We start from the raw sequence: 19,883 nt of genomic DNA, 5'->3' as shown, positions 1-19,883 counted from the left end.
CAGTAATTATTACTGATGAGTTTGCTGCGAATTTATAGTCTATTGAAGCAACGCCAACAACGTGGAAAACACTATGAATTTAAACGAACGGTTTCAACAAACACAAGATGCATTTCAGGAAGATACGAATCCTACATTGGAGCAACGCGTCGATAGAATTCAAAAACTGAAGCGCATTCTACTCGGTAATATCGATGTGTTTGCAGCAAATATTGCCAAGGACTTTGGCCAACGCAGTCTGCAAGATACCATGCTAGAAATCCTACCCATTGTAAACAACATCCATTATACACTCGAAAACCTTGAACAGTGGATGCAACCCTCCGTGCGCAATCCAGGAGTATTGCTTGCCAGTACATCAGAAGCGAGTGTAACTTATCAGCCAAAAGGTGTGGTCGGTATTATCAGTACATGGAACGCGCCGTTAATGGTTACGATCAATCCGTTGACGACGGCTCTTGCAGCAGGTAACCGCGCACTCATCAAAATGAGTGAGTTTACACCCAACCTCAATGCTGCGTTGAAGACTGCATTGGCGACAGAGTTCGACGAAACAGAAGTGTGCATTATTGAAGGGGAAGCGGACATCGCGGCTCAATTCAGTGCGTTACCATTTGACCATATTTTATTTACCGGATCGACAACCGTGGGGCGTCTGGTAATGAAAGCGGCGGCCGACAATCTCACCCCGGTAACGTTAGAGTTAGGTGGTAAGTCTCCAGTGCTCATCGATGACACGATATCAATTTCTAAGGCGGTTGAGCGAATTGTTGTCGGTAAGAGTGCCAATAATGGTCAGTATTGCATTGCACCAGACTACGTGCTGATTCCAGACAATAAACTAGAAGAGTTTATTGATGAGTATACCGTGCAATACCAGCAGCTATTTAGTGAAGGAGTGGATTCACCCGAAATGACGTCACTGGCCACAGAGGGGCAATTGACCCGACTTCATAGTTATCTTGAAGAAGCGCAGAATAAAGCAGAGCGAATCGTATCGTGCCACCCTAACGGGTACCGGTTTGAAGACCGTCTGATCTCGACACAGCTTATCATTAATCCAGCCGCTGAGTCTCTCGTGATGACCAATGAAATCTTTGGCCCACTGTTACCTGTAGTGACCTATCAAACGTTCGATGAAGCGTTGCAGATCATTGAGAGCAATCCAAATCCATTGGCCCTTTATCTGATGTCTGAGTCAGAAGAAAGGCAGTTGTGGGTGACAAAACATGTAAGATCTGGAGGCATGTGTATCAATGATGCTTTGTTCCATGCATCGGTTGACGATGCTCCGTTTGGTGGAGTGAGAGAGTCAGGTATCGGGGCCTATCATGGTATTGAAGGCTTTCACACCTTCTCTCATGTCAAAACGGTACTTAAAACGGGAAACCATACGCTAGTGAAGCAGATGTTTGTACCCGGTGATAATGAGGTGAAACAAATGATTGCACAGCTGCTCAATGGTTAACCTCATCTGTTAATGGCGAGGGAATAACTCGCTGATGGTATAAAACAAAGCCGACTATTTCTGATAGTCGGCTTTTTTAAAATGTAATGCATAACAAGGTGTGTAAATGCTATAAAAATGTCATTTATATTAAGCGGTAATTTTTAAAAGAAGTGCAGTAAAAATACGGTACTAATATTTTTTGGATATGAATGGGTTCTTTAAATAAAAGGGATGCCATTTTAAACCTCTGCATAATTGTGAGTCATAACACTAAGATACAATTTTTTTCAGTAATATTACCGTATTTATACCGCGTCGATTCATTCAATATTAATCCCATCGAAAGGGCATATTTGCTCAGTCATAGAAGTAAACATCATTACTATTGGGATACAAGAAATGAAAAAACTAGCAATTGCTATCGCGATGATTTTGTCAGCACCAGTATTAGCCGAATCGGATGCGGCAACAGTATCGGCAGAACAGTCTTCAGCAGCAAACATCTCTGAATTGTCTTCAACGGCAGATAAACCAAATAACCTGTATGACTTCATTGAAAACGACAAGCTTTCAGGTGTGGCATACGCGGGTGCTGAGCTAGGTGGTAATGTTCTTTTTGACGACAAAAACAACAGTTTTGAACACAGCTACATGTTTAAAGTGGGTGCAGATCTTAGTTATTCAGTGACGGATAGCTTCTCACTCCTAATGGGTGGTGAAGCTCGTTATCAGTGGGTTGGTTACGACACTAAAGTTGAGCCAATCAATTATGTTGACCGTTTTGTATTTGGTGCCAAATCAGCAGCAGGTGTGACGACATTCGGTAAACAGTGTGGTATCGCGGATGTCTACTTAGGTTTCGGTGATATTTCAAAAGAGCATGGTCTGAGTGCAGAAGCTGACGAAGCAACGTGTACCGATGAGCAGCTAAACCATCACTACTTTGGTGAGAATTTTGACATCGGCGCAACGTGGGAACACTCAAATGACGCATGGGCTGTGGGCGGTTCTGCGACAGTAGGTCCTGTGGTTATCGGTGGTACTTATGTAGATATCGCGAAAGGCGAATATTCTACAGATGCAAAAAACACTAACGAAAAAGTGTATACCATAGGTGCTGTAGCTGTATTCGATAAATTCAACTTTGCTGCAAAATATGATTTTGCGGACGTCGAGACAATGAACTCAGCTAACGAAGAAACAACAGGTTATGCACTAGGTATTGCATACCAGGCGACAATGAACCTGTCTATCTCTTCTACTTATAACTCAGAAGAGTACAATTTTACTGAAGTTGGTCGCTCTTACACAGAAGACGACTGGGTCACTATCGGCGCGTCTTACCGCTTGAATGAGCACTTAGAACTTGTTACTGACTACAAATTTACTTCAGAAGACGATGACAAGCTTTTCCTACGTGCAAACGTAAGCCTTTAATTGAGTCTTTGACACTCTATTATTAAACTCTTTGCCAGTAGCGCTTGCTACTGGCTTTTTTGTTTATGCCCTCAGATTGTCATGTGTTGACACATAAGACATTTATGAGCTAGTTTTTATTAAAAATCTATAATAATTAGTCTGTTGTAAGGCGACATTGAGAATGAATAACACATTTGAAGATCTGCTAATGAGTCAGTCGGAGCAACTTACGGCCTCTAAGCCCAATGAGTTTTTAGAGAACTTTGTCAAGCTAGCTGAAGACGCGTTAGAGTGGTTCAAACTGGATAGGCTCACCGTATTTCCTAACTCGATGATTCTGCTCAATGATGGTAAAACTATCTCTGTATCACGAGAAGGTATTCCTGCATTAGAGAAGCAGCGTTTTATCAGGGGGAATTATAAGGACTATTTGCGGATTCTGCGTTCTAAACAAACCTGGCAGATTTTTGATAGCGAAGCGTTAGCTAAACATCCGCTCGACCCAGTGAAAGAGCTATACCTTGAGGGGGCAAGATGGCATGGTATTATTCGTCTGGAATTGTTTGGTCAAACCTGGGGTGCGCTTGCTTTCTCTCGATTTAGTTTGGATGAACCGCCATTAACCGAAGAAAACATCAAGCGGCTAAAATTATTGTGTGATATTTGGTTGTGTTTCTGGCAGCACGCGACAATGACACGAAACTTGAGTCTAGATGATAATACCGTTGTGGATGAGAGCGAGAAACTGCTATTGCTGAGTAAGAAACAGTGTACTGTTTTGACCTTATTAGCGCAGGGTTACACTGCAAAGCAATGTGCGGAAAAATTATTTCTTAGCCCGAGAACCATAGAGTCTCACAAGTACAGAATGCTCGATATTCTCGATCTCGACAATCACACAGAACTGGTTCAGTTTGCTCTGAGAAATGGCTTAGGCATTGAATCGGTTGATCGCTAGTATCCCCCGACATTAACCACAAAGTATTATCTATGCAGTATTATCTATGCAGTAGTTATTACTGCATATTCCCTTACACCCTACATTTATACTGCCCTAGTTAAAAATCATTCAATCAAACATCGATTGAGACCACATTGTAAACTGAGGGTAAGACAGTCATGAAAAGCGTGATGAACAAAACCGTACTGGTGACGGGTGGCGCGAGTGGTATGGGCAAAGCCTACGTAGAAAGAGCGGTTCGAGAGGGTGCCAAGCGCGTTATCATCTGGGATCTGAATCAAGCAGCGATGGCGCAAGTGAAGCAGGAATTTAGTTCCAGCAAAACAGAGATCCATACTTTTGAAGTGGACGTGACGAATACAGAACTGGTTTATCAAACTGCAGAGAAAATTATCGCTGAGATAGGGGCGGTAGAACTGCTGATCAACAACGCTGGTATCGTTATATCGGAGCGTTTCATTGACCATGACCCTAAAAAAATCGACTTGTCGATGCAAATCAACAGTACCGCGCCTATGCACATTGCGCGCGCTTTTCTGCCTGCTATGGCTGATGTGGCTGATGCTCACATCGTCAACATCTCTTCAGGTGCGGGCTTTATGTATTGCCCGCGAATTATCGTCTACTGCGCCAGTAAATGGGCCATGCTAGGCTGGTCGCAAGGTCTTCGTGTTGAGTTGGCTGAGACTCTGCCACACATTAAGGTGACGACGGTTACACCGGGTCATATTGATACAGGTATGTTTGCTGGCGCACACTCAAAGCTGATGCCGATGATTTCTACCGATGAGATGGTGGATGCAGTATGGCAGGGCATTAAGCGCAATAAGATCCTGGTAGCGCGTCCAAAAGCAGTCGGACTTATTCCATTTATCCGAGGTATTTTTGGTTTTCGTGGTTGGGACTGGATTTCCAAAATTACAGGGACCAACGATTTCATGGCGGGCCACAACGACACCCGCAAATAGCCAGTGTTACTTATTCTTGTTGGAATTATTGCCGTACTCTCGCGATAGAGTACGGCTTTATTTTTCCTATCAATTACCTTGCTCACAAAACATCATTTCGCCTATCCGTTGCAGTAATTTTACCGATCATTTCAGGTCACGGCTTTCTTAAAATTCCACACAGTAAATCACGACAAACCAAAGTATTCCAAGAGAAGTTTTGGGCGTCACTCTATTCATTCTTACTGAGCGACAATACATGAAAAAATCGATCATAGCTTTATTGATACTGGCTCCGACGGTTAATGCCAGCGGGTTGTTATTACAAGAAGCTGTTACGGCAAATGCGGGTACCGCAGGTGCGGGTGATGGTGTCTATACCGAGTCTGCAGCCGCGAGTTGGGCTAACCCGGCTACCATGTCTTTTATGGGAGAACAATTAACCACAGTTAACGCAATGTTGCTGAATCTGAATATGGATTACATTGACAAAAGCCCTACCCAAAGTAATGGACAAGCGACCACCACAATGCCGTCTGTGGGGATGTTTCATGTTCGCCAAATTAGCAACGACCTCCATCTGGGGTTGAATTTCGGCGTCGTCGGTGGCTCGTCCATTGAGTACGGCGACAGTTGGGCTGGTGCACCGTATTTGGATAAAGCGTTTATGTCGGCAGTTCAGCTGAATCCAAACCTGAGTTACCGTGTGAATGACAACTTGTCGTTAGCGGTTGGCGCTCAGTTAAACTATGGTTTGCTGGAAGCGTCTACGTCAACGTTGCAAACCGACCTGGGTTCTGACTGGGCTTATGGTTTTACCTTGGGAGCGATGTACAGCCGTGACGACTGGTCTCTGGGGCTAAGCTATCATTCAAACCTCATCCATGACTTTTCAATGAAGGCGAGCTCAGACGCAATAAATGAACCTATTCCGGTAAACACCGAACTGGCGATTCCGGCGATCGTCGACTTGAGTGGTCGATACGCGGTTAATGACAAGTTGTCGTTACTGAGCTCTGTTCAATTTCATCAATGGAGCGAATTCAAAGAAACGGCTCTTTATAACGATAACGTATCGCAAAGCATTGACCGACAATGGCAGGACGTTTGGAAGTTTGCTGTGGGTGGCGAGTACCAGTTAAACCAAAAGTGGGCGCTCAAAGCGGGCTTCTCTTATGAGACTTCACCGCAGGACGACCCTTCATTGCAGTGGGTCGAACTGCCAGTTGGAGAGCAGTACCGTTATTCTGTGGGTGCCCGTACACAGTGGGATGGTAAAACGGTCGACTTCTTTTATGAGTTCGCCGACTTTGGCTCGATGCCTATTCAGCGTCAGGTCGGACCGAATCCAGGAAATCTCGACGGACTTCCTGACTTGGATGGGACATTTGAAGGCCATATCCATTTTGTAGGTTTTAACGTTAGTTTTTAATTCCCTTTGCTCAAGTAGCGCTTGCTAGGCGCTACTTTTTTATTCACGTCAATGATTCGTGATAAACCGTAATTCTTACTGAATACCCTTCATCGGCCTTTCGATACACTCGATATCAGAATTCATTTATTAGTGAAAAGTGTTTATTTCACGTCAACTTTTTATTTAACTTTAACCTAAGTGGTGCACAATGTTTTTTAATCGCTATTTAAAACCGTTTCTTGTTACTGGTGGCTTGGTCACGATGTTTGCGGGTATTTATGCCATCAACCCCGAGTCGGCGTTGCGTGAATTGAATAACCTTCCGTACGACTCGAATTATGTGTTTCTCTTCAGGCACTGGGGCATGATGGTCGGGTTGATGGGCTTCTTCATTACTGCTTCTGCATTCAAGCCTCAGTGGAGAGAGTCCATCATTTTGTATTCCTTTCTGGAGAAGTTGTTTATGGTGTATTTGTACATGTCGAACTTTTTTAATCCAGACACGGCCCATCTCAACGCGGATTTCATTCCGTTTGTGATCACGGATATCACCATCTGTACCTACACGCTTGGATATTGGCTTGAGAATAGAAAGAAGACAAAGTAAGGCAATACAATAATAGGAAAAAAATCCACGGACATGTCCGTGGATTTTTTTTAAGTAGCGATTACTTCATCGGCCAAATGTATTTGAGCCACGACATCATACGAAGCAAAACGCGACGGACGATAGAGGTATGAAGAATGTCGCCCTCATGGTTGAGGACAACAGCCTGACCCTGAACGCCCATTGGAAGGGCGTAGTCATCCAGATCTTCGTCTAATTCGATGATACCTACAGCGAATCCATGACGGGCCAGTGTGCTTGCCGAGACGAGTGTGCCATTAGCCTGTACTTCACCTTCACGCATTGCTGGCAGTACACTCACTAGCTTACCCGTGAAGACTTTGCCCGGTTGTGAATCGAGGACCATTTCAGCTTCCAGCCCCAGCTTTAGTCTGCGCAATGAGTTTTGCCAGAACATACCGGTGATCTGACGTTTGCCCGTATTCGGGATGAACACCATGGAAGGACGCAGTGGAATAGAGGCTGCCCGGAAGCCAGGAGCTAGTGCAATTTGGGTTGGAATACCATCAGAAGGAGCACGCACGAACGTGTATTCCAGATCTAGCTCCGCTTGACTGACGGCTTGTTGCAACTGAGCAACACGCGAATGCTCGCCGTAGATGTTGGAGTCAGCATCCAGACGGATTCGCTCTTGCTCCGATTTAGCGGCATCAAGTGTTGAGCGCGCAATATCAACACCCGCTTTTGCAGCGTTGTAGAGCTCTTTCTGGCGTTCTATCTGACTTTCTGTAAATGGCGAGTTTTCTCCACCTTTAGTATGTGCTTCGGTATAGCGCATATAGGTGGACAGTGTTCGCTTCAGGTTCGCTTCCGTTTTTTCCACAGTGGCTCGTGCTTTTTCAGTGTTGGCCAGAGCTGAGACTAAGCCCTGCTCCTTTTGATAAGCGATGCTCTTTGCTTCAGCTAAAGCGGCTTTTGCTTTGCGAAGGGCAATTTGCTGTTTGTCGTTTTCAAGCGTAAACAGTAATTCGCCTTTCTTTACCGGGACGTTCGCTTTGGCATGGACCTCTTTAACCGTGCCGGTCACTTGCGGAATAATAGGGACGGTGACGAACACTTCTTTAGAGAATTTGGCATAAGGGTGGTTGTAGTTCATCGCAATCATGATGGTACTAAGAATACCAATACCGCCTAATACAGCGGTTGGAACAGACCACTTGTTTAGAGGGATTTTAAATAACTTAAAGATAGCAATACATAAAGCGGTATAGGTAAGAATAATTAACATATCCATGATTATTAGCCCTCGACCTTATTAATGTGCTTCTTAAGTTCGGCGATTTCGAGCTTCATTTGCTCTAGTTCCGAATCAAATTGCAGTTTCTGTTGTTGTGAGAAACCCCAGCCCGTACCAGGCTTGTAGAGCGTTGCCCAGATCCACAGGAACGGCCAGATAGCGTGCAGAGTAAACAAGCTGACCCAGCCAGCGACATGAATGGCATCCTGATGTGGATGGTTACGTTTATGGGCAATTTCGTAAGGGATATCATGGATAACGATGATCCCGTAAAATATTGTTATCAATACGAAAAAGACCAGAAAAAGTGCAAAATAATCTAGCATAAAGACACCTGAAATATTTAACGGTAAATAGAAATGGTCAAATGGATTAAAGTCATTTGTACAAGTGGATCGATTCTAGATAGGGAATAGGAGGTGAAATACAGTAAATGTACTGAACCGAAGTGACATTTGATGTTCGATGATAAAAAACAAGAGAAATCATGATGGCGGTCAAATTTATTACCCGGTATGAACAGTTGTTAGGAAATAGTCCGCTGAGTCACTATTAGATGACGGTTATTTTCATTAAATAAATCTTAGCCAAGTTTAATAAGCAGTAAATATACTGATTACCAAGCGAGAGGGTTTTTAAATAATAGTTTCGACTTATTTCTAATCCAAGGTCTGAACTATGTTTCAAAAGAAAACCTTTTTACAACTTGCAGTAGGTGCAGCGCTGGCGGCCACCTCGATGGCAAGTTTTGCAACAACCGATACCTCACGTCCTAACATCCTTGCTATTTGGGGTGATGATATTGGTATGGATAACCTGAGTGCGTACACCAAAGGTCAGGCAGGCCACTGGACGCCTAACATTGATCGTATTGCCAACGAAGGTGTTCTGTTCACTGATTTTTACGGTGAGAACTCTTGTACGGCGGGTCGCGCAGCCTTTATCACGGGCCAGCATCCTATGCGTACCGGTTTGACAAAAGTGGGTATGCCAGGAGCGAAACAGGGCTCAAAAGCAGAAGATCCGTCCATTGCCACCATGCTTAAGGAAAAGGGGTACATGACGGGCCAGTTTGGTAAGAACCACTTGGGCGATCTGGATGAACATTTGCCAACCAACCACGGTTTCGACGAATTTTTTGGCAACCTTTATCACTTAAATGCAGAAGAAGAGCCGGAGCATCAGGATTATCCGAAAATGCCGTGGTTTAAGAAGAAGTTTGGGCCACGCGGTGTGATTCACTCTTATGCGGATGGCAAGATTGAAGATACAGGGCCGCTGACCAAAAAACGCATGGAAACGGTAGACGAAGAGTTCCTGGCAGCAACGTTGGATTTTATAGACCGAGCTCATAAAGAAAACAAACCATTCTTCGTTTGGTTCAACGCGACACGTATGCACGTTTGGACGCACCTAAAAGAAGAGTCAAAAGGTTTGTCTAAGCGCGGCGGTATCTACGGTGACGGCCTTGTAGAGCACGATAACATGGTTGGTGAGCTGCTGGACAAGCTGGATGAGCTAAAGATCGCTGACAACACCATCGTTAGCTATACCACGGATAATGGTGTAGAGAAGCTTTCTTGGCCGGATGGCGGCACAGCACGTTTCCGGGGTGAAAAGAACTCATCGTGGGAAGGTGGACACCGTGTACCTGCGATGATCCGCTGGCCCGGTAAGATCCCGGCAGGTTCTGTGGTCAACGAAATCGCGGCCCACAACGATTGGATGCCAACTTTCCTTGCCGCCACTGGTGATACTACGATTGTAGAAGACCTCAAAAAAGGGAAGAAAATCAATGGCAAGGAATATAAGGTTCACCTAGATGGTTACAACTTGTTGCCTGCACTGGAAACTGGCAAGGCAACAACGCAGCATAACCTGACTACTTGGCCACGCCAATACTATATTTATGCGACAGATAATGGCGATATTTCTGCTGTGCGCGTGGGAGACTACAAAGTCATGTTCAGTGTGAATAACTGCCACGGTTTAGAAACTTGGAATTGTTCATTTGAAGAGCTTCGTGCTCCGAAGATGTATAACCTTCGTCAGGATCCTTATGAGATCGCTGACCATGAAGGTATGTACACACAGTGGTATATTGAGCATCTTCCATACCTGTACCTGGGTGCGGCTACAACGGGTCAGTTCCTGCAAACCTTCCAGGAGTTCCCTCCGCGTCAGGTTCCAGGTTCATTCTCGATTGACCAGATCGTAGAAAAAATGAACATCTGGCAACGCGCTCAATACAAGTAGCACCAAATACAGTGACTTCAAAAGCCCGGTAACTCCCGCAACGTAGTTCACTTAAGTGGAGCCGCGGAACGATTAATAGGATATCGGGTCTTTGATATTTTTGCCGCCCTAGGCCGATTCGGCTTAGGGCGTTTATCTATAAAGAGTATAGATAAATCTACCCCTGAGGCTCTTTAGACGCTTTGGTGTGTTACCAAGAGATACAGCTTTACTCATAACCTTGAGCTGGCTGGCCATAAATCGGCAAGCGTACTTAAAGCTGATTTCATTAGGTAATCGTCCGTGCTCAACTACGGCTTGACTTGCTTCTCGTCTTACCAAGTTATAACCAAGTAATAGTCCCCATAACTCTCGGTAGACGAGTTCTACTGTTTTGCTTCTCAACACTAAAGCGTTGTGTGGCATCGAACTCTTAATGTCACGATAACCTAATTCGAACTCCCACCTTTCATGGTAAAGCTCTGCGACAGCTTGAGCGTCATATTTGTCTCTAGGAAGTGAAGTAAACACCGTTTTGGATTTACCTTGCACCTCATAAGTGACGGCTCTGACTGTCCATTTCTCTGGAAGACGAGGGTTCTTTTCACGAGCATCTCCACAAGCATGTCACTGCTTTCTTTATCATCCAATAGAGTATATTTCACGCCCTTCTTTGCAGGCAGAAGCCAGTGTCTGTTTCTTCCACTGTTTTGCAGAGAAAGTAGTAAATCTGCACCGTAAAAACCTTTATCCAATAACGTCACAGAGTTATCTGGCAACGCGTTAATAAAAGGCATCGCTAAGGGGATTTCGCCTCGTCCATGTACTTTTTAAAGCTCCAAGGCACTGCTATCCAGTTCACGGGAGATTGAATGATCACTCGATCTGCCCACTTAAAGTTATCCAGTTGTGCTAGTACATTAATCTCGTCTTGCATGGTGACAATACGTGTTTGATGGCCTTTGCCTTCGAGTAGGGTGCTCGCCTTATCGACAAGAGTTGCGTTAAGTTTACCTTCAGAGAATGGGTAAGGCTGGTGCGCATTGATGATTAATATATTGCTCTTGGTTTTATGTCCTCTAAATTTTACTATGTCTGGAGTGTGTCCGAGCGCTCTGGTGGTATATTAAAGTAACCTAAAAACTAAAATCAATTAGTATACTTTTAGTAACCTTGAGTTTGGTGACTTTAGGGCACAAAAAAAAGCAGCGTTACGCTGCTTTTTATCAATGAGTTAGCTTATATCGGGCACTCTTCCCAGCCACATTCGACATGGTGAACCAGATCGGAGACTTTGTCTGGATTGAGTCGATACTGCTTATCAACATGAAGTTTGGCAGCAGTGAGTTGTTCAAATAGTTGCCAGTGTTTCAGCAAACACTCATCTTCATCTTGAGTAACTTCAGACCAGGTTTCTTTAAGCATGGGCATCATACATGCTGAGCCATGGGCATACAGCATCATCTGCCATTTGAGTTCTTGTCTGTTCAAACGATCGTCATCTGCTCGACCTTGATTATATTTATCGACCAGCGCCTTCACGATGCATTCGATTTCCCCTTTGCCATCCACAAAATAGTCAAAGAATTCGTTTTCCTGACGCATAGCATCGGCAATGAGCTGAATAGGCTCGCGGACAACCATAATGTGAGCCAGCATTTCAACGGAAAAACGATAGAGCTTCACATTGGTTGGGATATCTTCTGGTAGTTGCTCGAGAAGGTGCAGGATGTACTTCTGCATGTAGGCGTGCATATGGTCGCTGATGCCGTACCAGATTTGCTCCTTACTACCGAAGTGGTGGCGAATCAAACTATGAGACACACCTGCACGCTCACTGATATTACGAATAGAAACTCTCTCATATCCCAGTTCGCAAAACATTTGCGCGGCGACCGTCATGATCAGGTTTTTCGTCTCTTCTGCCGCCATGGCGCTGCGACGACCTTTTTTCTTCTCCACTCGATACCTTTTTAATTAATCAGTCCTATACAGGGTACTGAATTACCCACCTATCGACAAGATGCACATCGGCCGAACGTCACAATGCAGTAGATCTACTTATGCCGGGGCCTGAGGGCTTGTATATAACCAAAAGTGATGAAAAGCATACAAAAAATTATACTGCACGTGTGTGTAATATGTATTGATCTCTTTCAAATTAAACATATACTGCACAACTGTAAAGTTAATTTACTGCACGATCGTAAAGTATAAATTTGGGACAAATATTATGAACACCCATCGTCTATTCAAAAATACAGGCTGGTTTGCGTTACCTATATTGGTTGCCGTTGGTTTATCCGGATGCAATCAAGCGCAATCAGAAATCAATGAACCTGTGATTAAGCCCGTTAAAGTGGTGCTGGTTCCTGAACTCAATTTTGCTCTTGTCAGCAGCTATCTTGCACAAGTCGATGCGACGGATCGTGCTCAACTCTCTTTTCAGGTCGCAGGGCAAATTTCATCGATAGACGTCAAAATGGGTGAGGCTATCAGTCAGGGTGAAATCTTGGCGACGCTTGATCCAACCGACTATCAAGTTGCCTTGGATGCAAAACAGGCCGAGTTCGATCTTGCAGAATCGCAGTGGCAACGCGCCAAGCAGCTATTTGCTAAAAAGCTGATTAGTGCCGATGAATTCGATCGAATCGAAACCCAATTTAAAGCCGCTAAGGCATCATTGGCACAAGCTAAAGCCGATCTTGGTTATACCCAAATCATTGCGCCGTTTGATGGTGTGGTCTCTATGACTTACCAAAAGCCGTTTGAAGTCGTTGGCGCAAAACAGCCGATTTTGAATCTTATTAGCAGTGATGATCTTGACGTGACATTCACTATTCCGGTTACGGAAGTGAAAGCGATGACGCTAGAAGAGTTAAAGAATCAGCACTTTTTTGTCACGCTAGACAGTCATCGTAATCAGCGTATTGAAGCCAGATTCCGTGAAATTGCCATGCAGCCTGATCTTGATACCAACAGCTACGCAGCTGCTGTTACGATAGTTAAGCCAAACAACATCAATGTCTTATCAGGCATGTCGGGACAAGTGCATATTCAAAGTGAAGCAAAAGAGCGAGCATTTTCACTGCCAGCCAGTGCGTGGATCAGTCAACAAGCGGCCAGTGGTAAGGTGTGGCGCTTTGATCCCGTGACAGAGCAAATTCACCAAATCCAACTGTCTACCAATGAAAGTGGTGCCGTGACTGCGGGTTTGCAGCAAGGCGATCAAATCGTAGTGGCAGGTGCTGCAAATTTAGTTGAAGGACAGCGAGTTAAGTTGTGGACGCGTGAGGGGGGCATCTAGTGAAGAGATCAGTCATTGCCCTCGGCTTAGTATCATTGGCACTAGCGGGCTGTAATTCGGATGTTGCCGTTCGTGAGCGTGCACCTTTGATGGTCGAGTCTATTGAAGTTTCTAAACCCGTAGAGCAGCAATATCGCGAGTTTAAAGGTCAAGTTGTCACCGCTGAGCAAACTAAGCTGTCATTTCGAATCCAAGGTGAAATTGCCCATTTGCTTGTAAAGCCGGGTCAATCGGTGAAGAAGGGTCAGGTTGTTGCCAAACTGGATGATAAAAAGCTCCAGCAGCAATACGGTGATGCACAGGCTCAATATGAACTGGCGACCAAGCAACTGCGTCGTGGTACCGAGTTATATGCGCGAGACATGATTTCCAACTCTGAGCTGGACGAGCTGACATCCAATCGACAATTGGCGAAGGCGCAATACCAGAATGTTCAGCACCAACTTCAGTACACCAGCTTAAAAGCGCCGTTTTCTGGCGTGGTTGCCGAGGTTAACAAAGAGCGTTTTGAAAACGTTGGCCCGGGTGAAACCGTGGTATCCATTTATCAGGATGACAAAGTCTACGTGAAGATCAGTCTTTCTGACCACATTTTAGCGTCTATCACTCCTCAAGCTCAGCGCAATGCCTACCAGCCGCGCGCATTTTTCTCTGGCATTGATGAAAGCTACACCATGACCTACCTGGAGCACTCCAGCGAGCCAGATGCTCAAAGTCGTGCTTATGAACTTTGGCTACAAATGCCACAACCCAAAGAGAAAATCCTACCGGGTACCAGTGTGTCAGTGCATGTGGACATGGTCGCTGCAGGGTTAAGTACGATTCAAGGTTATCAATTGCCAATGACAGTACTGGAAGCTGGCATGGAGCCGAAACAGTTTTTTGTCTGGAAGCATGAAGATGGCATGGCGATGAAAACGCCAGTGCGAGTTGACCAAGTGAATAGTTTCGGGGTGATTGTCGATTCAGGCGTGACCCAAGGTGACATTCTAATTAGCTCAAGTTTGAGAAAGCTCAGAGACGGCGAAGCAGTAGCACTCTTGGAGAATAATAAATAATGAGTTTGACCGAGTATTCAATCAAAAACCGCGTCATTAGCTGGCTGTTTCTGGTCATCTTGGCTATTGGTGGTATTCAATCGTTTAACGACTTAGGGCGTTTGGAAGACCCAGCTTTTACTATTAAAGATGCGATGGTGATTTCAACTTATTCCGGCGCGACCTCGACTGAAGTAGAAGAAGAGCTCACGTATCCGCTGGAAAAAGAGATCCGTAAACTTCCGTACATCAAGAACATCAAATCGACCTCGTCGGCGGGGCTGTCACAGATCATGGTCAGTATGGAAATGGACTATGGCCCTGATGAACTTCCCCAAATCTGGGATGAAATGCGCCGTAAGATTAATGACTTAAGGCCTAACCTCCCATCAAGAGTAAATTCGATTCAGATCATCGATGATTTTGGTGATGTGTTTGGTGTGATGATCATGCTCACGGGTGATGGCTACGATTATGTGGAGCTAAAACGTTACGCTGATTACTTGAGTCGCGAGCTAGAGCTGGTGAATGGCGTGGGCAAAGTCGCCATCGCTGGTGACCAAAAAGAGATGTTATTCGTTGAGCTGTCGCTAGAGCGTCTATCCGCCCTCAACCTTGATATGAACACTGTCATGGGGCTGCTCAATCAGCAAAGCAGCGTCCAGTCTGCCGGTGAAATCATGATTAATGGTGAGAGCTTGGCAATCCGTCCAAACGGAAATTTGGATTCGGTAGAGTCGCTAGAAAACCTCATCATACACGGCCGCGACACGGGTAATCTTATCCGCCTAAAGGACGTGGCTGATATTTCCAAAGGGATCCAAGAAAAGCCGTCAAATGTGATTACCTTTAATGGTAAGCCAGCAATTAACTTGGCAATTTCATTTGGTGCTGGTGTCAACGTGGTCGAAGTCGGTAAGGCGTTAGATGCTGAGCTACAAGCACTCGAGAGCATTAAGCCTGCCGGCATTAATCTTGACTACTTTTACAACCAATCTGCAGAAGTCGATAAGTCGGTGCAAGACTTTGTGGTCAGTCTTGCTCAAGCGGTGGGCATCGTAATTGTGGTGCTACTGTTCACTATGGGCATGCGTAGCGGCATCATTATTGGCGCGGTTTTGCTGCTCACCGTGTTTGGTACTTTCATTATGATGAGTATCAACAATATTGAGCTACACCGAATATCGCTTGGTGCACTTATCATCGCGCTGGGTATGTTGGTGGACAATGCGATTGTGATTGTCGAAGGCATCTTGGTTGGACTTAAGCAGGGGCAAACCAAAAAGCAAGCCGCGATGAGTATTGCAAAACAGACGCAATGGCCGCTACTTGGTGCGACCGTTATAGCAATTACCGCCTTTGCTCCAATTGGCTTGTCACAAGACGCCACGGGTGAGTTCATGGGGTCGTTGTTCTGGGTGCTGTGCTACTCCTTGTTCCTTAGCTGGATTACGGCATTAACTCTAACGCCGTTTCTAGCCGATATCTTGCTGAAAGAATCAGATAAAAACGACCAAACTGCCGCTGCAGACCCATACAAAGGCGTGCTGTTTACGGTGTTCCGTTGGTCTTTAGAGTTGGCATTGAAACTTCGTTGGCTCACCGTTGCGGGCATGATTGCGCTACTGGTCTCCGCTGTCATGGCATTTGGTTTGGTGAAGCAGTCGTTCTTCCCACCATCGAATACGCCAATGTTCTTTGTCGATATGTGGATGCCTGAGGGCACGGATATACGTCAAACACTGAAGCAAACTGAGCAGGTGGAAGAGTATATTCAGGCCCAAGATAATGTGGAGTTCGTTTCCACAACGGTTGGGCAAGGTTTGCAACGTTTCATGCTGACTTATCAGCCAGAGAAAAGCTATGAAGGCTATGCTCAGCTGCAAGTGCGAACCACCAGTCGTGACAACATGTTTGATTTACTCAACACGTTGGATGCAGAACTGTCGTCTCAATTTGCCACCCCAACTTTCCAGCTTCGACTGATGGAATTTGGCCCATCACCAGCGTCTAAGATTGAAGCACGTATTATTGGCCCAGATCCGCAGGTACTGCGTGATATCGCGGTGCAAGTTGAAGATGTATTACTTGCCGATCCTGGCGCAAGAAACATCCGTCATGACTGGCGTGAACGCACCAAGCAATTGGTACCTCAGTTTAATGAATCGAAAGCGCGCCGCTTGGGTATCTCAAAAGAAGATCTATCAAGCACTCTGCAACTGGCATTCGGTGGTAACACGATTGGCGTTTTCCGCGATGGTACGCAAATGCTACCCATCGTCACCAGATTGACGGAAGCAGAGCGTGTCGATTACGCATCGCTGCAAAACATCTCCATTTGGAGCCCAATGCTGCAAACGTACGTGCCAGTAGAGCAGGTGATTGATAATGTCACGTTGGAATGGCAAGAGCCGATTATTCAACGTCGAGACAGAAAACGTACGCTAACCGTCCTCGCTGACCATGATGTATTGGGGGACGAGACGGCGGCAAGTTTATTCGCTCGTGTTAAGCCACAGATAGAATCACTGCCTCTGCCTGATGGCTACACGATCGAATGGGGGGGGGAGTACGAGTCTTCCAGGGATGCCCAACAAGCGATGTTTAAGTCATTGCCGATGGGGTACTTGTTGATGTTTATCATCACCATGCTTCTGTTTAATTCATTGAAGAAGCCGTTGGTTATCTGGTTCACGGTTCCACTGTCCATTATTGGTGTGGCATTTGGTCTGCTTCTCTCAAATATGCCTTTTAGTTTTACGGCATTGCTTGGTTTGTTGAGCCTGAGTGGCATGATCCTCAAAAATGGCATTGTACTGATGGATCAAATTAATTTGGAGCTAGAGAGTGGCAAAGATCCCTACCAGGCGATTATTGACAGTGCGGTAAGTCGTGTCCGACCGGTTAGCATGGCGGCCCTGACCACCATTCTGGGAATGATTCCTTTGATGTTTGATGCCTTCTTTGGTTCGATGGCGGTCACCATCATGGCCGGATTGGGTTTTGCGACTGTGTTGACATTGATTGTGGTGCCCGTTTTATTTGCCATATTCTTTAATATCAAGCAGGTGAAGTAATAAACCGTCATAAGTATCGTTAAAGCCCACAGTGATGTGCAACGTAGTTCACTTAAGTGGAGCCGCGGAACGATTAATAGGATATCGGGTCTTTGATATTTTTGCCGCCCTAGGCCGATTCGGCTTAGGGCGTTTATCTATAAAGAGTATAGATAAATCTACCCCTGAGGCTCTTTAGACGCTTTGGTGTGTTACCAAGAGATACAGCTTTACTCATAACCTTGAGCTGGCTGGCTATAAATTGGCAAGCGTACTTAAAGCTTATTTCATTAGGTAATCGCCCGTGCTCAACTACGGCTTGACTTGCTTCTCGTCTTACCAAGTTATAACCAAGTAATAGTCCCCATAACTCTCGGTAGACGAGTTCTACTGTTTTGCTTCTCAACACTAAAGCGTTGTGTGGCATCGAACTCTTAATGTCACGATAACCTAATTCGAACTCCCACCTTTCATGGTAAAGCTCTGCGACAGCTTGAGCGTCATATTTGTCTCTAGGAAGTGAAGTAAACACCGTTTTGGATTTACCTTGCACCTCATAAGTGACGGCTCTGACTGTCCATTTCTCTGGAAGACTAGGGTTCTTTTTACGAGCCTGCGGTGAGACATTCATCTCCACAAGCATGTCACTGCTTTCTTTATCATCCAATAGAGTGTATTTCACACCCTTCTTTGCAGGCAGAAGCCAGTGTCTGTTTCTTCCACTGTTTTGCAGAGAAAGTAGTAAATCTGCACCGTAAAAACCTTTATCCAATAACGTCACAGAGTTATCTGGCAACGCGTTAATAAAAGGCATCGCTAAGGGGATTTCGCCTCGACGATAAGGGCTTATCGCGGCTTCAACGATGACATGAGAGCGAACATTCATCATGGTCACAACCCTTAATACTGGATGAGGTGTTTGCCTGTTGCTAGACGTAATTCCGGAGCCAAAATGTTCTCTTAATTCGGGTGTGTCAGCTGTTCTAAAAAGAGCACCATCTACAGCAAAAACTTGTAGGCCTTGCCACGTATCATCAGGATATCGCTCAAGCCCCCATGTTTTCCCACATTGCTTAAACAGCCATTCTGGTGCTGCTTTACCCAAGCGTTGCCTTGCTTGGGTTAAAGCACTCTTTGCCAACAGTTCTTCATCAGCAAGGCCATCAGCACAGACGTTCATTCTCCGTGCGACTTCGGCAATGGGTTCATTACGGAAAAAAGCCATAACGACAATTAGCCACAAAACCATATCACTCGGTAATCGGCGTCGACGGATTGTCTCTCATCAGAAGGATCGGTCAACCGAACCTTATCTGATCTACATTGCGGTAACTCCCTGGCTTTTTCTATTTTCCAAAAATGCATTTCTGTTATTCGTGTGCAGCGCAGTAAAACCTGGTCACAATAGGTGTTAGAAAATGGCACGGAGCGATCAAGGTGTAAGTACTTAAATCCTTGATAAGCACAAATGACAAGAAACAATTAAATCGTTAGTTTTCATCGCATTACACACTAGTAGGTTGAATGCTAATTGGTGGGTTTAGTGACACAACGCCGATAAGGGGAAGGGCATGGATTTATGGCGTAAGACTATGATGAGGTTAATCTCTAGCATTAAAGGCAGCAGGTGTAATTTAGCACGGCAAGCTTATAAGTTGGGGGTAGTCAATGGATACCAACTGGCGAAGGCCAAAACGGCAGACTCGGAGGCACAGTTGGAAATTCGTGCGAGATTTGAATCTGAATGTGGTTAGGCTCTGATTATAGAGCCGATTTTGGGTATTGAATTGCTTGCGATAGGAAAGAGAAAAGGTGTTAAGAGGCATGAACTATAATACACAGCAATTATATTATAATTACAAACTGCGCCTTAAAAAGGTGCTCACCGACGCTGGAGCGCGAAGCGATGAAATTGCGTTGGTGATAGAAAATACGACTAATGGTTTATTAGAGGCCCATAAGCGACTGGTATTGAAATATACAGAACACGATCGGTTAACGTTACTACTTAGCGCTGAAGCTTTAGTCTATAACATAACTACACGATTGCGAGGTTCGCCAAGTAAGCGACTACAAGATCTGGATACGTTAGCACTAATTCTAAAAATGGAAGCTCTGAGAATTGATCCCGACGTGTTCGGTCCAGAATACCCCTTGAAAACGTATCGACTCGATTAAAGAGCCCGCCTTAG

Annotated in this window: 14 protein-coding genes and 3 pseudogenes; 11 read left to right on the top strand and 6 right to left on the bottom strand. The window is 45.2% G+C overall.

Going from position 1 to position 19,883, the window contains the following annotated elements:
* The first annotated feature begins 73 nt into the window (after positions 1-73).
* From LNL84_RS15320 to LNL84_RS15295, 6 genes are all read left to right on the top strand, one after another.
* The gene (locus LNL84_RS15320; RefSeq protein ID WP_244358426.1) at positions 74-1,468 is read left to right on the top strand and encodes a coniferyl aldehyde dehydrogenase; all 1,395 of its coding nucleotides are present in this window, start codon (positions 74-76) and stop codon (positions 1,466-1,468) included.
* A gap of 381 nt (positions 1,469-1,849) precedes the next feature.
* Positions 1,850-2,887, top strand: coding sequence for a porin (locus tag LNL84_RS15315; protein ID WP_244358425.1), 1,038 nt, complete (start codon positions 1,850-1,852; stop codon positions 2,885-2,887).
* Positions 2,888-3,050: 163 nt separating this feature from the next.
* On the top strand, positions 3,051-3,827 hold the full coding sequence (locus LNL84_RS15310; RefSeq protein WP_244358424.1) for a helix-turn-helix transcriptional regulator: 777 nt from the start codon (positions 3,051-3,053) through the stop codon (positions 3,825-3,827).
* A gap of 161 nt (positions 3,828-3,988) precedes the next feature.
* The gene (locus tag LNL84_RS15305; protein ID WP_244358423.1) at positions 3,989-4,798 is read left to right on the top strand and encodes an SDR family NAD(P)-dependent oxidoreductase; all 810 of its coding nucleotides are present in this window, start codon (positions 3,989-3,991) and stop codon (positions 4,796-4,798) included.
* Between the two features lie 238 nt (positions 4,799-5,036).
* On the top strand, positions 5,037-6,209 hold the full coding sequence (locus LNL84_RS15300; protein WP_244358422.1) for an OmpP1/FadL family transporter: 1,173 nt from the start codon (positions 5,037-5,039) through the stop codon (positions 6,207-6,209).
* 190 nt (positions 6,210-6,399) lie between these two features.
* Positions 6,400-6,798 carry a hypothetical protein gene (locus LNL84_RS15295; RefSeq protein ID WP_244358421.1) on the top strand — a complete coding sequence of 133 codons (399 nt, stop codon included), beginning with the start codon at positions 6,400-6,402 and terminating at the stop codon, positions 6,796-6,798.
* Between the two features lie 61 nt (positions 6,799-6,859).
* Here the strand turns inward: LNL84_RS15295 and LNL84_RS15290 are convergent, their stop codons facing one another.
* The gene (locus tag LNL84_RS15290; protein WP_244358420.1) at positions 6,860-8,053 is read right to left on the bottom strand and encodes an HlyD family secretion protein; all 1,194 of its coding nucleotides are present in this window, start codon (positions 8,051-8,053) and stop codon (positions 6,860-6,862) included.
* Between the two features lie 5 nt (positions 8,054-8,058).
* On the bottom strand, positions 8,059-8,382 hold the full coding sequence (locus LNL84_RS15285) for a DUF3302 domain-containing protein (RefSeq protein ID WP_244358419.1): 324 nt from the start codon (positions 8,380-8,382) through the stop codon (positions 8,059-8,061).
* Between the two features lie 352 nt (positions 8,383-8,734).
* Here LNL84_RS15285 and LNL84_RS15280 point away from each other — a divergent pair, with 352 nt between their 5' ends.
* On the top strand, positions 8,735-10,312 hold the full coding sequence (locus LNL84_RS15280; RefSeq protein WP_425244316.1) for an arylsulfatase: 1,578 nt from the start codon (positions 8,735-8,737) through the stop codon (positions 10,310-10,312).
* A 47-nt stretch (positions 10,313-10,359) separates the two neighbouring features.
* Here the strand turns inward: LNL84_RS15280 and LNL84_RS15275 are convergent.
* The 3 genes and pseudogenes from LNL84_RS15275 to LNL84_RS15265 all read right to left on the bottom strand — a co-directional run.
* A pseudogene (locus LNL84_RS15275) lies at positions 10,360-11,109 on the bottom strand (transposase); the annotation flags it as partial.
* Positions 11,106-11,384 (bottom strand): annotated as a pseudogene (locus LNL84_RS15270) (NAD(P)H-dependent oxidoreductase); the annotation flags it as partial. The pseudogenes LNL84_RS15270 and LNL84_RS15275, both read right to left, overlap by 4 nt.
* Before the next feature lie 146 nt (positions 11,385-11,530).
* Entirely contained in the window at positions 11,531-12,253 is a 723-nt protein-coding gene (locus LNL84_RS15265) for a TetR/AcrR family transcriptional regulator (protein ID WP_244358418.1), read from the bottom strand.
* A 271-nt stretch (positions 12,254-12,524) separates the two neighbouring features.
* Here LNL84_RS15265 and LNL84_RS15260 point away from each other — a divergent pair, with 271 nt between their 5' ends.
* Genes LNL84_RS15260 through LNL84_RS15250 form a run of 3 tightly spaced genes read left to right on the top strand, consistent with a single transcriptional unit; the run spans position 12,525 to position 17,712 of the window.
* A complete protein-coding gene (locus LNL84_RS15260) occupies positions 12,525-13,598 on the top strand; it encodes an efflux RND transporter periplasmic adaptor subunit (RefSeq protein WP_244358417.1) in 1,074 nt (357 codons plus the stop codon).
* Positions 13,598-14,656: an efflux RND transporter periplasmic adaptor subunit gene (locus LNL84_RS15255; RefSeq protein ID WP_244358416.1), complete on the top strand. Its 1,059-nt coding sequence runs from the start codon at positions 13,598-13,600 to the stop codon at positions 14,654-14,656. The genes LNL84_RS15260 and LNL84_RS15255 overlap by 1 nt, the downstream gene beginning before the upstream one ends.
* Positions 14,656-17,712, top strand: a complete 3,057-nt coding sequence (locus LNL84_RS15250) for an efflux RND transporter permease subunit (protein WP_244358415.1) — start codon at positions 14,656-14,658, stop codon at positions 17,710-17,712. Before LNL84_RS15255 ends, LNL84_RS15250 begins: the two co-directional genes overlap by 1 nt.
* A 48-nt stretch (positions 17,713-17,760) precedes the next feature.
* Here the strand turns inward: LNL84_RS15250 and LNL84_RS15245 are convergent.
* Positions 17,761-18,970: pseudogene (locus tag LNL84_RS15245) on the bottom strand (IS4 family transposase); the annotation flags it as partial.
* 545 nt (positions 18,971-19,515) lie between these two features.
* On the opposite strand from LNL84_RS15245, the gene LNL84_RS15240 reads away from it, so the two are divergent.
* Complete coding sequence (locus tag LNL84_RS15240; RefSeq protein ID WP_244358414.1) at positions 19,516-19,869, top strand: hypothetical protein; 354 nt, start codon at positions 19,516-19,518, stop codon at positions 19,867-19,869.
* Positions 19,870-19,883: the final 14 nt, after the last annotated feature.

The sequence above is a fragment of the Vibrio gelatinilyticus genome, from assembly GCF_022836845.1.
In the GTDB taxonomy this organism is placed as follows: domain Bacteria; phylum Pseudomonadota; class Gammaproteobacteria; order Enterobacterales; family Vibrionaceae; genus Vibrio; species Vibrio gelatinilyticus.
This window is presented reverse-complemented; position numbering and strand designations above follow the sequence as displayed.

What these genes read in the sequence shown, in the direction of transcription:
- LNL84_RS15320 (WP_244358426.1), top strand. Translation starts at nt 74, where the DNA reads ATGAATTTAAACGAACGGTTTCAACAAACACAAGATGCATTTCAGGAA.
- LNL84_RS15315 (WP_244358425.1), top strand. Translation starts at nt 1,850, where the DNA reads ATGAAAAAACTAGCAATTGCTATCGCGATGATTTTGTCAGCACCAGTA.
- LNL84_RS15310 (WP_244358424.1), top strand. Translation starts at nt 3,051, where the DNA reads ATGAATAACACATTTGAAGATCTGCTAATGAGTCAGTCGGAGCAACTT.
- LNL84_RS15305 (WP_244358423.1), top strand. Translation starts at nt 3,989, where the DNA reads ATGAAAAGCGTGATGAACAAAACCGTACTGGTGACGGGTGGCGCGAGT.
- LNL84_RS15300 (WP_244358422.1), top strand. Translation starts at nt 5,037, where the DNA reads ATGAAAAAATCGATCATAGCTTTATTGATACTGGCTCCGACGGTTAAT.
- LNL84_RS15295 (WP_244358421.1), top strand. Translation starts at nt 6,400, where the DNA reads ATGTTTTTTAATCGCTATTTAAAACCGTTTCTTGTTACTGGTGGCTTG.
- LNL84_RS15290 (WP_244358420.1), bottom strand. Translation starts at nt 8,053, where the DNA reads ATGGATATGTTAATTATTCTTACCTATACCGCTTTATGTATTGCTATC.
- LNL84_RS15285 (WP_244358419.1), bottom strand. Translation starts at nt 8,382, where the DNA reads ATGCTAGATTATTTTGCACTTTTTCTGGTCTTTTTCGTATTGATAACA.
- LNL84_RS15280 (WP_425244316.1), top strand. Translation starts at nt 8,735, where the DNA reads ATGTTTCAAAAGAAAACCTTTTTACAACTTGCAGTAGGTGCAGCGCTG.
- LNL84_RS15260 (WP_244358417.1), top strand. Translation starts at nt 12,525, where the DNA reads ATGAACACCCATCGTCTATTCAAAAATACAGGCTGGTTTGCGTTACCT.
- LNL84_RS15250 (WP_244358415.1), top strand. Translation starts at nt 14,656, where the DNA reads ATGAGTTTGACCGAGTATTCAATCAAAAACCGCGTCATTAGCTGGCTG.
- LNL84_RS15240 (WP_244358414.1), top strand. Translation starts at nt 19,516, where the DNA reads ATGAACTATAATACACAGCAATTATATTATAATTACAAACTGCGCCTT.